Consider the following 13,276-nt stretch of genomic DNA (forward strand, 5'->3'; position numbering starts at 1 on the left):
CAGTTGATGAAAAAGATGATGCGGCAGGATATGCGAGCTATCGGGAGCGATTGTAAGAACATCCGCATTGTCAGCGGGATAACATGAAAAAATACGTATATTGTATATAATTTCAACACATTGTAAACTTTTTATTTTACAAATTTCATCTTATAATAAAGATTATACTTTTCAGAAAAATAACGGAACCCTTCGGAGGTGCACGGATTGCTGAGATTAGAAAATGTATCGAAAGTCTATAAAGGCGGAAAAAAAGCTGTCAACAGCATTGATTTAAATATCGAAAAAGGCGAGTTTATTTGTTTTATCGGGCCGAGCGGCTGCGGAAAAACGACGACGATGAAAATGATTAACAGACTGATTGAGCCGTCATCCGGAAAGATTTTTATCGATGGCGAAAACATTATGGAGCAGGACCCGGTGGAGCTGAGACGGAAAATCGGCTACGTCATTCAGCAGATCGGACTTTTCCCTCATATGACCATTCAGCAGAACATTTCCCTCGTGCCGAAACTGCTGAAATGGCCGGAACAAAAGCGGAAGGAACGGGCGCGGGAGCTTTTGAAGCTCGTCGATATGGGCCCGGAATATTTAGACCGCTATCCTCACGAGCTGAGCGGGGGACAGCAGCAGAGAATCGGCGTGCTGCGCGCCCTTGCAGCGGAACCGCCTCTTATTCTTATGGATGAACCGTTCGGCGCGCTTGACCCGATTACACGGGATTCCCTTCAGGAAGAATTCAAAAAACTGCAAAGAACATTGAATAAAACGATTGTGTTTGTAACCCACGATATGGATGAAGCAATAAAGCTGGCTGACCGGATCGTCATTTTAAAAGCGGGAGAGATCGTTCAGGCCGGCACTCCTGATGACATTCTCCGGAATCCGGCTAATGAGTTTGTCGAAGAATTTATCGGCAAAGAACGGTTATTGCAATCAAGACCGGACATTGAGCGCGTCGAGCAGATGATGAACAAAAAGCCTGTCACCGTTACGGCGGACAAAACGCTTTCGCAGGCGATCCAGGTGATGCGGGAGCACCGTGTCGATTCCTTGCTTGTCGTTGATGACCTGAATGTGCTGCAAGGGTATGTCGATGTCGAGATCATTGATCAGAACCGGAAAAAAGCGAGCCTCGTCGGCGACGTGCTCCGCTCTGATCTGTATACGGTCGAGCAGGGGACACTGCTGCGTGATACCGTACGCAAAATTTTAAAGCGCGGAATGAAATATGTACCCGTCGTTGATGAACAAAGGCATTTAGTCGGAATTGTCACGCGAGCGAGCCTTGTCGACATCGTTTACGATTCAATCTGGGGCGAGGAAGACCAGCTGGTGACAGGCTGACAAGGGGAGGAACGCTTACAATGAATGAAATGATCAAGTTTTTGCAGACGAACGGCGGAGAACTGTTATATAAAACGTGGGAGCATTTATACATTTCGATCATCGCCGTCATATTAGGCATTGTCGTCGCCGTTCCGCTCGGAGTGGCGCTGACGAGAATGAAAAAGGGCGCAGGCGCCGTCATCGGCGCCGTCAACATTGTGCAGACCTTGCCGAGTCTCGCGATACTGGCGTTTTTTATCCCGCTGTTAGGCGTGGGAAAGGTGCCCGCGATCGTCGCACTGTTTTTCTATTCGGTGCTGCCGATTCTCCGAAACACGTATACCGGCATTCAAGGCGTAAACAAAAATCTGCTGGAATCGGGAAAAGGCATCGGGATGACGGTCTGGGAGCAGATCAGGCTTGTGGAACTGCCGCTTGCGGTTCCGGTGATCATGGCGGGCATCCGCACATCCACCATTTATCTGATCGGCTGGGCGACGCTTGCTTCCTTTATCGGGGGCGGCGGGCTCGGAGACTATATTTTTATCGGCCTGAATCTCTATCAGCCTGAATATATTATCGGCGGCGCCGTGCCCGTCACCATTTTAGCCATTATCATTGATTATCTGCTGGCGGCGACGGAACGGAAGGTGACGCCGAAAGGGCTGAAAGGACTGAAGGAAGTATCATAAGGAGTTGGCTGTTTTGAAAAGAAACCAAAAGAGATGGATGTGCGCACTGGCGCTGTCGGCTGCTCTGCTTCTAGGCGGCTGTTCCCTTCCCGGCCTGAGCGGGGCTTCCGATGATACGATTAAAATCGGGGCGCAAAGCATGACGGAATCAGAAATTATCGCCAATATGATTGCACAGATGATTGAGCACAATACAGACTTGAATACGGCATTAATTAAAAACCTCGGATCGAACTATGTCCAGCAGCAGGCGATGCTCGGCGGTGAAATCGATATCGCCGCGACGCGCTACTCGGGAACGGATTTAACGAGCACCCTCGGCATGGAAGCGGAAAAAGACCCGAAAAAAGCATTATCTATCGTCCAGAAGGAATTTGAGAAACGCTTCCATTACAAATGGTTTGATTCTTACGGATTTGAGAACACATACGCTTTTACCGTCACGAAAGAGCTTGCGGAAAAAGACCATTTAGACAAAGTATCCGATATTAAGAAGTATGCGGATCAATTTAAGCTCGGTGTAGACAATGCGTGGCTGAAAAGAAAAGGCGACGGCTATAAGGGCTTCACCGACACGTACGGCTATGAATTCGGCACAACCTATCCGATGCAGATCGGACTTGTATACGATGCCGTGAAAAACGGGAAAATGGACGCCGTCCTCGCTTATTCAACGGACGGACGGATTAAAGCGTACGATCTGAAAATTTTAAAAGACGACAAGCAGTTTTTCCCGCCGTATGACTGTTCGCCGGTCATTCCCGACAGCGTGCTGAAGCAGCATCCTGAACTGAAGGGCATTGTGAATAAACTGATCGGCAAAATCGATACGGAAACGATGCAGGAATTGAATTACGAGGTGGACGGCAAGCTGAAAGAACCGTCCGTCGTCGCTAAAGAATTTCTGGAGAAACATCATTATTTTGAATAAGAAATGAGGTGGGGCAAATGGAAGTGCTGCAGCAGCTCGGCACTTATTATTCTCAAAACGGCGTCTATGTGCTTCAGGAGTTTTACCGCCATTTTCTCATGTCGGTATACGGCGTTTTATTTGCGGCGATCGTTGGGATTCCGCTCGGCATCTTCATTGCCAGATACAGAACATTAAGCGGCTGGATATTCGCGGTGACAAACGTGATTCAGACCGTGCCGGCGCTTGCGATGCTTGCGGTGCTGATGCTCGTCATGGGGCTCGGCGCCAATACGGTGATTTTGTCGCTGTTTTTATATTCGCTTCTTCCGATCATCCGGAATACGTACACCGGAATCGCCAGCATTGAACATGCTTATCTTGAATCGGGAAAAGCGATGGGCATGACCAAATTTCAGGTGCTCCGCATGGTGGAGCTGCCGCTTGCGCTTTCCGTCATCATGGCGGGGCTGCGGACGGCCCTTGTCATCGCGATCGGCATTACGGCAATCGGTACGTTTGTCGGCGCGGGCGGGCTCGGTGACATCATTGTCAGGGGCTCAAACGCCACGAACGGAACCGCGATTATTTTGGCCGGCGCCATTCCGACAGCGCTGATGGCCGTTATCGCAGATCTTGTGATGGCATGGCTGGAGCGGGCGCTAAGTCCGGTGAGAAAGAAAAAACGAACCAAAGCGCCGAATGCGGCATGAAAAAAAACGCCTTGCGGGTCAGGGCGTTTTTTTCTTATGGCTTCGGAACATGCTTGAAAATTTCTTCGCTTTCAAAAAACTCGATCAGACGGCTGATCCAGTTGTAGTAATCAAGCCAATCCTTTAATTCTTTCAGCAGTTCGTTGATTTTTTCCTCAGCTTCTTCCGGCACGCCGTTTTCAAGGACGGCCGTCAGTTCGCGGTTCAGCTTTTTATGCATCATTTTATTTTTGCTGACGACCTTGCTCCATGTGGCCGTAAACAGCGTAATAAAGGTTTGATAATAATCCTGCTCGACGTCGTATAAATCTTTGCGGACGCCTTTTTCAAACACTTTTTCCGCCAGATTGACGTCAAGCATTTCACGGACCGCCTGGCTCATTCTCGTTTTGCTCATGCCGGTCGCTTCTGATAATTCAGTTAAGGTCATCGGCTTGCGGTTCATATAAATAATGCCTAAAATGCGCCCCACCGTCGCCGGCATTCCGAATGTATGCATATTTTCAGCGATTCGTTCTATCAAATGATCTTCAGCTTGTTCGATTACGTGTAACGGATCTTTCTCCAACAGTTTCAATCCTTTCAGTCAGCAATTCCGATGTCAATATACCACATTTTTAAACCGGCGGAAATGCTCTTCCGAGAGAATTTGGCAGTAATTCGGAGCAATAAGAAGAACTTTGCCGGTCAATACGGGTAAATCAGTGCTTACACAACCTTTATATATAATATGGACAAATTGTAAACTTTTTAATTTACAAAGTTTAATTTATAATGGGAAACGTTCAATTATCTGAAAAGTTAAATTTGAATTTAACGATTTGAACAAATTTAATATCGGAGGTGTGAGTGTTTGCTGACATTAGAAAATGTCTCGAAAACGTATAAAGGCGGGAAAAAAGCCGTCAACAGCATCAGCCTGAATATCGCCAAAGGCGAATTTATTTGTTTTATCGGACCGAGCGGCTGCGGCAAAACGACGACGATGAAAATGATCAACCGCTTAATTGAACCGACAGAAGGCAGAATCCTGATAGAGGGCCGAAACATTATGGAACAAGACCCGGTGGAACTCAGAAGAAGCATCGGCTATGTCATCCAGCAGATCGGGCTGTTTCCGCATATGACCATTCAGCAGAACATTACGCTCGTTCCGAAGCTTTTAAAGCATCCTGCCGAAAAACGGAAGAAACGGGCGCGGGAGCTTTTAAAGCTCGTTGATATGGGGCCTGAATATTTAGACCGTTACCCTCATGAACTGAGCGGAGGACAGCAGCAGCGAATAGGTGTATTACGGGCACTTGCCGCAGAGCCGCCGCTTATCTTAATGGATGAACCGTTCGGGGCGCTTGACCCGATTACGAGAGATTCCCTTCAGGAAGAATTTAAAAAACTGCAAAAAACCTTACATAAAACCATCGTATTTGTTACCCATGATATGGACGAAGCCATCAAGCTTGCGGACAGAATCGTCATTCTGAAAGCGGGAGAAATCGTCCAGGCCGGAACGCCTGATGAGATTCTCAGATTTCCGGCGAATGAATTTGTTGAGGAGTTTATCGGCAAGGAACGGCTGATTCAATCATCCAGCCCTGATATTGAACGGGTGGAGCAGATCATGAATTCCGCCCCTGTGACGGTAACAGCTGAGAAAACGCTGTCAGCCGCCATTCAGCTGATGCACGCCGAGCGGGTGGATTCGCTGCTCGTCATTGATGAAAAGAACGTTCTCCAAGGTTATGTCGATGTGGAGATGATTGACCGCAAACGAAGACAAGCGGTAACCGTCGCGGAAGTGCTTGAACGGGATCTGTACACGGTCAGAAGCGGCACTCTGCTTCGCGACGCCGTCCATAAGATTTTAAAAAGAGGCATGAAATTTGTGCCGGTCCTTGATGAGGACGGCCGGCTAACGGGTATCGTGACAAGGGCAAGCCTCGTTGACATCGTCTATGACTCCATCTGGGGAGAAGAGAATCAGCTCGCGGTGATGTCATGAGGAGGCTTCAGTTGATATGAATCAGACCGTGCAATTTTTACAGGCAAATGGCGGAGAGATGCTTTATAAAACATGGGAGCATCTGTACATCTCATTAATCGCCGTCATGGCGGGCATTCTCGCCGCCGTTCCGCTCGGCGTCCTGCTGACGAGAATGAAAAGAGGAGCCGGCGCCGTCATCGGCATCGTCAACATCATTCAAACCTTGCCGAGCCTTGCCATTCTTGCGTTTTTTATTCCGCTTTTAGGCGTAGGAAAGGTCCCGGCCGTTGCGGCGCTGTTTTTCTATTCCATGCTGCCGATTCTCAGAAACACGTATACGGGGATTCTCGGCGTCAATCGGCATCTTCTGGAATCGGGAAAAGGAATCGGCATGACGGCATGGGAGCAGATCAGGCTTGTAGAGCTCCCGCTTGCCGCTCCGGTCATCATGGCGGGCATCAGAACGTCTTCGATTTATTTAATCGGCTGGGCGACGCTCGCCTCCTTTATCGGCGGAGGCGGGCTGGGAGATTACATTTTTATCGGCTTGAACCTTTATCAGCCGGAGTATATTATCGCAGGCGCCGTTCCGGTCACGATGCTGGCGGCCGCCGTCGATTACATGCTGGGGATGACAGAACGGAAAGTCACGCCTGACGGGCTGAAAAGCATAAAGGACGCTTCATAAGGAGGAGGTCTCACATGGGGAATAGATGCAAAAAACGGCTGCTCGCAATCACCTGTCTCGGCATGCTGCTCCTTGGGGGATGCTCGCTCCCGGGATTGAGCGCCGCATCGGAGGACACCATTAAAATCGGCGCGCAAAGCATGACCGAATCGGAAATCATCGCAAGCATGCTCGGACAGATGATCGAACATCACAGCGGGTTGAAAACAACGGTTATTAAAAATCTCGGCTCCAATGCCGTACAGCAGCAATCCTTGATCAACGGTGATATTGATATCGCCGCGACGCGCTATACAGGAGACGCGCTGACCGGGACGCTTCGCATGGAGCCGGAAAAAGACCCGGACAAAGCGCTGCGGCTCGTTCAGCGTGAATTTCAAAACAGATATGACATGAAATGGTTTGATTCTTACGGCTTTGATAATACATACGTCTTTACCGTTTCCGGACAACTTGCCAGAAAGTACCATTTAGAAACGGTATCCGATGTCAAAAAAGAAGCGTCTCATCTGAAATTCGGCGTAGATAACTATTGGATGAAGCTGAGAGGCAACGGATATCAGGATTTTATGAAAACATACGGAATGTCATTTGAAGGCACGTATCCAATGCAGATCGGCCTCGTATACGACGCGCTGAAAAGCAGAAAGATGGATATCGCGCTCGCTTATTCCACCGACGGAAGAATCATCGCTTACGGACTGAAAACGCTGAAGGATGATAAGCGGTTCTTTCCTCCGTATGACTGTTCACCCGTCGTTCCGGATCATGTATTAAAAGAGCATCCCGAACTGGAGGACGTGATCAATCAAATGATCGGCGCGATTGATACGAAGATGATGCAGAAAATGAATTACGAAGTTGACGGCCGATTAAAAGAGCCGTCCGTCGTGGCCAAGGAATATTTAGAAAAACATCATTACTTTGAATAACGGAAAGGAGATGTGCGGATGGACACGATGAAAGAGCTGTTTACGTATTACGCTCAAAACGGCAGCTATGTTCTGTATGAGTGCTGGCGGCACTTTCTCATGTCGGCGTACGGCGTCGTTTTCGCCGCCGCTTTCGCCATTCCGGCCGGAATTGTGACAGCCAGGCACGGGCGTCTCGCCGGCTGGGTGTTTGCTGTGGCGAACGTGATTCAAACCGTTCCGGCGCTTGCGATGCTCGCCGTCCTGATGCTTGTCATGGGACTCGGCGCCAATACGGTCATCACGGCTTTGTTTTTGTATTCACTGCTGCCGATTCTCAGAAATACGCACACGGGCATTATCAATATCGAGCACGCTTATTTCGAGTCGGGAAAAGCGATGGGCATGACGAAATACCAAATCCTTCGTATGGTGGAGCTGCCGCTTGCGCTTTCCGTCATTATGGCGGGTCTCCGAACGGCGCTCGTCATTGCCATCGGCATCACGGCGATCGGCACCTTCGTCGGGGCGGGCGGCCTCGGCGATATGATCGTCAGAGGATCGAACGCGACAAACGGAACCGCCATTATTCTGGCGGGCGCCATCCCGACCGCGCTGATGGCGGTGGCCGCAGACCTGCTGATGGCGTGGCTGGAGCGAGCCCTAAGCCCGGTGAAAAAACAAAAAAGAAAGCTGATCGTACGCTCAGCCTCATGAAAAAAAGCATTCTTCCGCGTGAAGGATGCTTTTTTTGATTTCTTGATTAAATTTTGATAACTGCGCTGTAAAGTCTTACATATCAAATAACAAAGCAGAGGGGTAATCATATGAGCAACATCATAGAAACGAGACAGCTGCAAAAATCATTCGGCAGACAACAGGCAGTGGCTGATGTGTCTCTATCGGTTAAACGCAACAGTATATACGGCCTGCTCGGTCCGAACGGAGCGGGAAAATCAACGACACTTAAAATATTGACCGGCATGCTGCAACAAACATCCGGCGAGGTTCTGTTCGACGGACATACATGGAAGCGCGAAGATTTGAAAAGCATCGGTTCCCTGATTGAAGCGCCGCCGCTTTACAGCAACCTGACAGCCGCTGAAAATCTGAAAGTCCGCTGCGTGATGCTCGGACTGCCTGATTCAAGAATTGCGGAAGTGCTGGAAATCACGGGATTAACGGGAACCGGAAAAAAGCGCGCCGGACAATTTTCCATGGGAATGAAACAGCGTCTCGGCATCGCGTTAGCATTATTAAACCGTCCGTCGCTCTTAATTCTTGATGAGCCGACAAACGGATTGGACCCAATGGGGATTCAGGATTTGCGGGAATTTATCCGCTCCCTGCCCGGACAGGGAATGACGGTTATTTTATCAAGCCACCTGTTATCAGAAGTCGAGCAGATCGCAGACCATATCGGAATCATCAGTGACGGCGTTTTAGGATATCAGGGAGAAATCAGCCGGGAAGACGATCTGGAGCGGCTGTTTCTGGAGGTTGTCAAATCAACACGCGAGAAAGCGGGGAATGGGAAATGATTCAGTACATGCAGGCGGAACACATTACATCTAAAAGAACATTTATCAGAAAGCTGATCATTCTTATCCCGCTTCTGAACACGGCTTTTTCTTTTCTGCTGAATACGGCTTATTTTATGACGGGCACGTTCAATTGGTGGGCGGTTATTTTCATGCCGCTCATGATTGCTCTAATGTGCGGTTTATCTGTTAAAAAAGAGAAAAAATCTGCGAATGACCGCGCGGTGTACTCATTGCCGGCAGATTTAAAAAGCATATGGCTCTCAAAAATAAGCTTGATCGCGCTGTATTCACTCCTGTCGCAAATCGTCTTTTTCATCATCATGTTTTTACTTGGCCTTGTATTTCCGGCAATTGCTGCGCTGCAGCTGAAAGGCGTTGAAGCAGGCTTCCTTTTATGGCTGACGACGCTTTGGGAAATTCCATTGTGCTTATGGATTGCCAGGCAGTTCGGATTTACGGCAGTCATTCTCGTGAATATGATCGCCGCCTTTGTTTTGGGTATTGTGCCGGCGTCCGGCTCATTGTGGTGGCTGAGCCCATGGAGCTGGTCAGTCCGGGTGATGTCACCGATTCTCGGGATCCATCCGAACGGAATTCCGCTTCCCGCAGACAGCGGCTTATTAAACGGAAACGTGATCTTTCCGGCTATTATTCTTTCTATCCTTTCTTTTATCGCAATAAGTTTGATTTCCGCAGTGTCTTTTTCAAAAGGGGGAAACCGGTCATGACCGTGCTTTTACGATATATGTGGGCCGATGTATTAAAAATGAAGCGCACGCCGTTCATATGGATGCATGTTGCGGCGCCGGTTTTATGCGCGGGATTTTTCCTGTTATATATGATGTATGGAAGGATTCAGGAGCCTTATGTGCTGTACAGCGTCTTCTTCAACGTGATTGCCGTTTTATACCCTTTAATCATCAGTATTGTCTGCGGCATGTCTGCCTCCGTCGAGGAACAGGCGGGTTATTTTCAGATGATGCTGGCGGTTCCGCATTCGAAAATCGTCAGTTTTGCGGGCAAGCTGCTTTTGCTGCTCCTATTGAATGTGTTATCGGCAGGTCTCGCCATCTGTCTTTATTTGGCGGGGTTGAAATTTGTTCTTCACATCAATGATCTCCCGTATCTTCTCTTTTTAAAAGGAGGGGCGTGGCTGATTGCCGGCAGTATTCCGCTTTATATGATGTCTTTTTTTGTCGGCATACAGTACGGCATGGGACCGTCCGGGCTTTTAGGGGGTGCGGGATTATTAATGGCGGCGCTCATGAATACGGGACTTGGCGATATCATCTGGCGTTTTTTCCCGTGGGCATGGAGCGTGCGGCTTTCAGGCCTTGCAGGACTGCTGCATTTTGACAAAGTCAAAAAAGAGTTCCTCCCTTATGTAAGATACGATATGAGATTCGGAGAAATAATGTTATATTTTTCTATAGTGATATTATGTCTGGCCGGCCTCTATTGGTGCAGAAGATGGGAAGGGCGGCGTTCATATGAATAAAGGCAAGGAGCGATTCGGCCGGTGGCAAACATTTTAGCAATTGATGATGAAAAAGATATTCTCGTTCTGATCAGAAACATTTTACAGCGTGATCAGCATACAGTAACGATTCTCGAAAAAGCGGAAGATCAGTCATTGGATTTTTTTCAAGGCTATGATTTGATTCTTCTTGATGTCATGATGCCCGGAACGGACGGGATTGAACTCTGCCGGCGGATTCGGCCGCTGGTGGACAGCCCGATCCTGTTTTTAACGGCAAAGTCTGACGAAGAATCCATTGTGAAAGGCCTCATGACAGGCGCTGATGATTACATCACAAAGCCGTTCGGCGTACAGGAATTGATGGCAAGGGTAAACGCGCATGTCAGAAGGGAACGGCGGGAAAAGCATCAGACGAAACGGCTGATATCAGGCTTCATGTTTGATTTTGACAGTAAAGAAGTATGGATGGATGACCGGAAACTGCCTCTTACGAAAAACGAATATAAAATCGTTGAATTTCTGGCACAGCATAAAAACAGAACATTCTCACGGGAGCAGATTTACGAGGAAGTGTACGGCTTGGACGGCGATGCGCTCTATTCAACCATTACGGAGTTTATCAGAACCATCCGGAAAAAATGTAAAGAACACGGGGCTGATCCGATCAAAACGGTGTGGGGTGTCGGATACAAATGGGAATAGCAAAAGGAAAATCCAGCATCCGCAAAGAGCTTGTCAAATTTACCATCACGCTGTGTCTGAGCACGATGGGCGTGGCGGCATTATGTATCGCCTTAAATGCCATTGCCATGAATGCCGGAGCGATCCTGCCCGCAAACTACAGCGAACATGAGGCGGAACAGATCAAACCCGGCCTGAAATCAGCGGAAACGATAACAGAAGACATGATTCCCGACGGTATGACATACGCCGTTTTTGATAAAAAAACAAAGCGGATGACAAAAGGAACGATGACGGAACAAGATGCGGCCAACGCCAGAAAAAAGATTCAGCATCAGCCGTATTTTAATTATGCTCAAAAAGGATTCATGGTGATAAATCGGAAAGATGAATACGGCGTTCTCCAATATTCACTCAGGTCGGAATTTCAGTCGCCGCTGTTAAGGCGCTATCTGCCGAATTATGAATGGACGGGTCTTACGATTCTGATCACTTTGCTTCTTTTGACTGTTTTTATCGTGACGACGCGTTTCGCCAATCAGCTGAGACGGCATTTCAGCACACTCAGCTCCATTACGGCAAGCATTCAAAAACAGAATTTAAATATCAATCCAAAAAGGTCGCGTATAAAAGAATTTGACGATGTCATTGACTCTCTGCTGAAAATGAAAGACGCGCTTCAGGCATCTCTGGCGGCGCAGTGGGAGGCGGAGCGGATAAAGAAAGAACAGATCGGCGCGCTTGCACATGATATTAAAATTCCGGCAACGATCATTAAAGGAAATGCCGAGCTGCTTCAGTTAACAGAACCTGATGAGGAGCAGGCGGAATATGCGCAGTATATCCTGGATGCCGGAAACAAAATAGAGCATTATGTCGGACAGCTGATCCAGCTTTCCAAAGCGGAGGAGGCAGTTGCCGTTCATGTTGAATATACCGACCTCAAAGAGTGGATTCAAAACATATATCGTGACGCGGCGGCGCTTGCGGGGCCGAAGCAGATTGATCTCGTCCTTAGCGAACGGGGAATTGACCGAATAGAAGCGCCGATCGATCATGAGCTGCTCCACAGGGCGGTCATGAATATCGCGGCAAATGCCGTCGACTATACGCCGGAAGGAGGGGAAATCCGTGTGGACGTCCTGTGCACCGATTCCGCCCTCCATCTTGCCGTATCCGACAGCGGAAGCGGGTTCTCGCCGGAAGCGCTGAAAAGAGCGACACAGCTTTTTTACACGGAGGATAAAAGCAGACATTCGGCGGGGCATCACGGCATGGGGCTTACATTCGCCCATCACGTCGTACATCTTCATCACGGCGAATTAATACTTGAAAATCAGGAGTCTGGAGGAGCCCGGGCGGAGATTCGAATTCCGCTGGAAGGCGTCAGACAAAAACAAGCCCTGCACGCCTGAGGGCTTGTTTTTCTGTTTAAGAAAAGCAAAAATAAAAACGGCTGTCCGTTTGAGAGATCAGCCGCTTATGCGGAAAAGAGTTTATCAGGAAGGATCAATCCATGTTGAAGACCACTTGGAAATTTCCTCTAAAATAGGGGCTAATGCGCAGCCTTTTTCCGTTAAAGAATACTCAATGCGGACAGGCGTTTCGGGGATAACATCCCGTTTGATGACACCTTCTGTTTCAAGTTCTTTCAGACGTTCTGACAAGACTCTTCCGCTTAAATTCGGAAGCGCCGCTTCAATTTCGCTAAATCGCTGCTGTCCGTTCAATAACTGAAAGACGATTAGAGCCACCCAGCGTTTACTTAGGATGTCGACCGCTTTTTCGAATCTGGGGCACATTTCTGATTGGTTCATGCTTTTTCACCTCGTCTTCTGCTATTATACCGCAAAATCGGAGGGAACGTACGTCTGGCGCTTGTTAAGTTGAGGAGAGGATCAAAAAGAGGATGAGGAATCCGGGGAGCGTTTTTTCGCTTCAGCCGCAATAAAATCAAAGTATTTGCTGACGCTTTCAATATCTTCTTTTGTGAAGTGCTGCCACTTTTTGCTGTCAAACAGCGGCAGATGCTCCGCGCCTCTGTCAACGGCGGTCTGATAGATGGCGCAGATGGATTGATAGCTTTCGGAGGTTTCACGGATTTCCTCCTGAAATGCCTTGATGTGTCCGGCCCGCGCCATTAACTCCTCGTACGGGATTTTTAATGTGTCCGCCAATTTTCTGATGGTCGCGGGTTTAGGAATGCCGCGGTGCCCGTTTTCAATTCTGGAAATGGTCGCCGAGCTGACGCCGGAATAGACGGCAAGCTGATTGACGGTAAGCTTCCGGGCGCGGCGCAGCTCTCTTAATTGCTTTCCGAATGTGTTCAATAAGATCGCCTCACATG

At 48.6% G+C, this 13,276-nt stretch carries 16 protein-coding genes; 13 read left to right on the forward strand and 3 right to left on the reverse strand.

The genetic code is table 11. The features are described from left to right. Nucleotides 1-207: 207 nt before the first annotated feature. From opuCA to opuCD, 4 genes are read left to right on the forward strand one after another with little or no spacing between them, the layout of a single operon-like run. Complete coding sequence (opuCA, locus tag ACWJJ4_RS03595) at nucleotides 208-1,347, forward strand: osmoprotectant ABC transporter ATP-binding protein OpuCA (RefSeq protein ID WP_003151651.1); 1,140 nt, start codon at nucleotides 208-210, stop codon at nucleotides 1,345-1,347. A gap of 20 nt (nucleotides 1,348-1,367) precedes the next feature. Then, the gene (locus tag ACWJJ4_RS03600) at nucleotides 1,368-2,021 is read left to right on the forward strand and encodes an ABC transporter permease (RefSeq protein ID WP_003151654.1); all 654 of its coding nucleotides are present in this window, start codon (nucleotides 1,368-1,370) and stop codon (nucleotides 2,019-2,021) included. A 37-nt stretch (nucleotides 2,022-2,058) separates the two neighbouring features. Further along, a complete protein-coding gene (gene opuCC, locus ACWJJ4_RS03605) occupies nucleotides 2,059-2,952 on the forward strand; it encodes an osmoprotectant ABC transporter substrate-binding lipoprotein OpuCC (RefSeq protein WP_102422576.1) in 894 nt (297 codons plus the stop codon). Nucleotides 2,953-2,969: 17 nt separating this feature from the next. Next, nucleotides 2,970-3,644: a glycine betaine/carnitine/choline/choline sulfate ABC transporter permease OpuCD gene (gene opuCD, locus ACWJJ4_RS03610; RefSeq protein WP_017418896.1), complete on the forward strand. Its 675-nt coding sequence runs from the start codon at nucleotides 2,970-2,972 to the stop codon at nucleotides 3,642-3,644. Nucleotides 3,645-3,678: 34 nt separating this feature from the next. Here opuCD and ACWJJ4_RS03615 read toward each other — a convergent pair whose 3' ends face one another. Next, nucleotides 3,679-4,212: a GbsR/MarR family transcriptional regulator gene (locus ACWJJ4_RS03615; protein ID WP_003151660.1), complete on the reverse strand. Its 534-nt coding sequence runs from the start codon at nucleotides 4,210-4,212 to the stop codon at nucleotides 3,679-3,681. Nucleotides 4,213-4,497: 285 nt separating this feature from the next. On the opposite strand from ACWJJ4_RS03615, the gene ACWJJ4_RS03620 reads away from it, so the two are divergent. The 9 genes from ACWJJ4_RS03620 to ACWJJ4_RS03660 all read left to right on the forward strand — a co-directional run bounded on the left by ACWJJ4_RS03620 (nucleotide 4,498) and on the right by ACWJJ4_RS03660 (nucleotide 12,344). Next, nucleotides 4,498-5,643 carry a betaine/proline/choline family ABC transporter ATP-binding protein gene (locus ACWJJ4_RS03620; RefSeq protein ID WP_454021444.1) on the forward strand — a complete coding sequence of 382 codons (1,146 nt, stop codon included), beginning with the start codon at nucleotides 4,498-4,500 and terminating at the stop codon, nucleotides 5,641-5,643. 16 nt (nucleotides 5,644-5,659) lie between these two features. After that, entirely contained in the window at nucleotides 5,660-6,313 is a 654-nt protein-coding gene (locus tag ACWJJ4_RS03625; RefSeq protein ID WP_014305838.1) for an ABC transporter permease, read from the forward strand. A 14-nt stretch (nucleotides 6,314-6,327) separates the two neighbouring features. Next, the gene (locus tag ACWJJ4_RS03630) at nucleotides 6,328-7,245 is read left to right on the forward strand and encodes an osmoprotectant ABC transporter substrate-binding protein (protein ID WP_454021445.1); all 918 of its coding nucleotides are present in this window, start codon (nucleotides 6,328-6,330) and stop codon (nucleotides 7,243-7,245) included. Between the two features lie 18 nt (nucleotides 7,246-7,263). Next, on the forward strand, nucleotides 7,264-7,941 hold the full coding sequence (locus ACWJJ4_RS03635) for an ABC transporter permease (protein ID WP_154303066.1): 678 nt from the start codon (nucleotides 7,264-7,266) through the stop codon (nucleotides 7,939-7,941). Nucleotides 7,942-8,051: 110 nt separating this feature from the next. Next, on the forward strand, nucleotides 8,052-8,765 hold the full coding sequence (locus ACWJJ4_RS03640) for a lantibiotic protection ABC transporter ATP-binding protein (protein ID WP_160249205.1): 714 nt from the start codon (nucleotides 8,052-8,054) through the stop codon (nucleotides 8,763-8,765). Continuing rightward, a complete protein-coding gene (locus ACWJJ4_RS03645) occupies nucleotides 8,762-9,496 on the forward strand; it encodes a lantibiotic immunity ABC transporter MutE/EpiE family permease subunit (protein ID WP_454021446.1) in 735 nt (244 codons plus the stop codon). The genes ACWJJ4_RS03640 and ACWJJ4_RS03645 overlap by 4 nt, the downstream gene beginning before the upstream one ends. Next, nucleotides 9,493-10,266, forward strand: coding sequence for a lantibiotic immunity ABC transporter MutG family permease subunit (locus tag ACWJJ4_RS03650; protein WP_060387165.1), 774 nt, complete (start codon nucleotides 9,493-9,495; stop codon nucleotides 10,264-10,266). The genes ACWJJ4_RS03645 and ACWJJ4_RS03650 overlap by 4 nt, the downstream gene beginning before the upstream one ends. 21 nt (nucleotides 10,267-10,287) lie before the next feature. Beyond that, a complete protein-coding gene (locus ACWJJ4_RS03655; protein WP_102422552.1) occupies nucleotides 10,288-10,950 on the forward strand; it encodes a response regulator transcription factor in 663 nt (220 codons plus the stop codon). Beyond that, nucleotides 10,941-12,344, forward strand: coding sequence for a sensor histidine kinase (locus tag ACWJJ4_RS03660; RefSeq protein WP_454021447.1), 1,404 nt, complete (start codon nucleotides 10,941-10,943; stop codon nucleotides 12,342-12,344). Before ACWJJ4_RS03655 ends, ACWJJ4_RS03660 begins: the two co-directional genes overlap by 10 nt. Before the next feature lie 84 nt (nucleotides 12,345-12,428). On the opposite strand, the gene ACWJJ4_RS03665 is transcribed toward ACWJJ4_RS03660, so the two are convergent. Both ACWJJ4_RS03665 and ACWJJ4_RS03670 read right to left on the reverse strand, forming a co-directional pair. Then, entirely contained in the window at nucleotides 12,429-12,746 is a 318-nt protein-coding gene (locus ACWJJ4_RS03665; protein ID WP_003151672.1) for a winged helix-turn-helix transcriptional regulator, read from the reverse strand. An 81-nt stretch (nucleotides 12,747-12,827) separates the two neighbouring features. Beyond that, entirely contained in the window at nucleotides 12,828-13,259 is a 432-nt protein-coding gene (locus ACWJJ4_RS03670) for a helix-turn-helix domain-containing protein (protein ID WP_003151674.1), read from the reverse strand. Between the last annotated feature and the right edge of the window lie 17 nt (nucleotides 13,260-13,276).

The sequence above is a fragment of the Bacillus sp. JK62 genome, from assembly GCF_053663455.1.

Coding starts and splice junctions, on each gene's coding strand:
- ACWJJ4_RS03645 (WP_454021446.1), top strand. CDS start 8,762: ATGATTCAGTACATGCAGGCGGAACACATTACATCTAAAAGAACATTT.
- ACWJJ4_RS03600 (WP_003151654.1), top strand. CDS start 1,368: ATGAATGAAATGATCAAGTTTTTGCAGACGAACGGCGGAGAACTGTTA.
- ACWJJ4_RS03665 (WP_003151672.1), bottom strand. CDS start 12,746: ATGAACCAATCAGAAATGTGCCCCAGATTCGAAAAAGCGGTCGACATC.
- opuCD (WP_017418896.1), top strand. CDS start 2,970: ATGGAAGTGCTGCAGCAGCTCGGCACTTATTATTCTCAAAACGGCGTC.
- ACWJJ4_RS03635 (WP_154303066.1), top strand. CDS start 7,264: ATGGACACGATGAAAGAGCTGTTTACGTATTACGCTCAAAACGGCAGC.
- ACWJJ4_RS03630 (WP_454021445.1), top strand. CDS start 6,328: ATGGGGAATAGATGCAAAAAACGGCTGCTCGCAATCACCTGTCTCGGC.
- ACWJJ4_RS03650 (WP_060387165.1), top strand. CDS start 9,493: ATGACCGTGCTTTTACGATATATGTGGGCCGATGTATTAAAAATGAAG.
- opuCC (WP_102422576.1), top strand. CDS start 2,059: ATGTGCGCACTGGCGCTGTCGGCTGCTCTGCTTCTAGGCGGCTGTTCC.
- ACWJJ4_RS03640 (WP_160249205.1), top strand. CDS start 8,052: ATGAGCAACATCATAGAAACGAGACAGCTGCAAAAATCATTCGGCAGA.
- ACWJJ4_RS03625 (WP_014305838.1), top strand. CDS start 5,660: ATGAATCAGACCGTGCAATTTTTACAGGCAAATGGCGGAGAGATGCTT.
- ACWJJ4_RS03660 (WP_454021447.1), top strand. CDS start 10,941: ATGGGAATAGCAAAAGGAAAATCCAGCATCCGCAAAGAGCTTGTCAAA.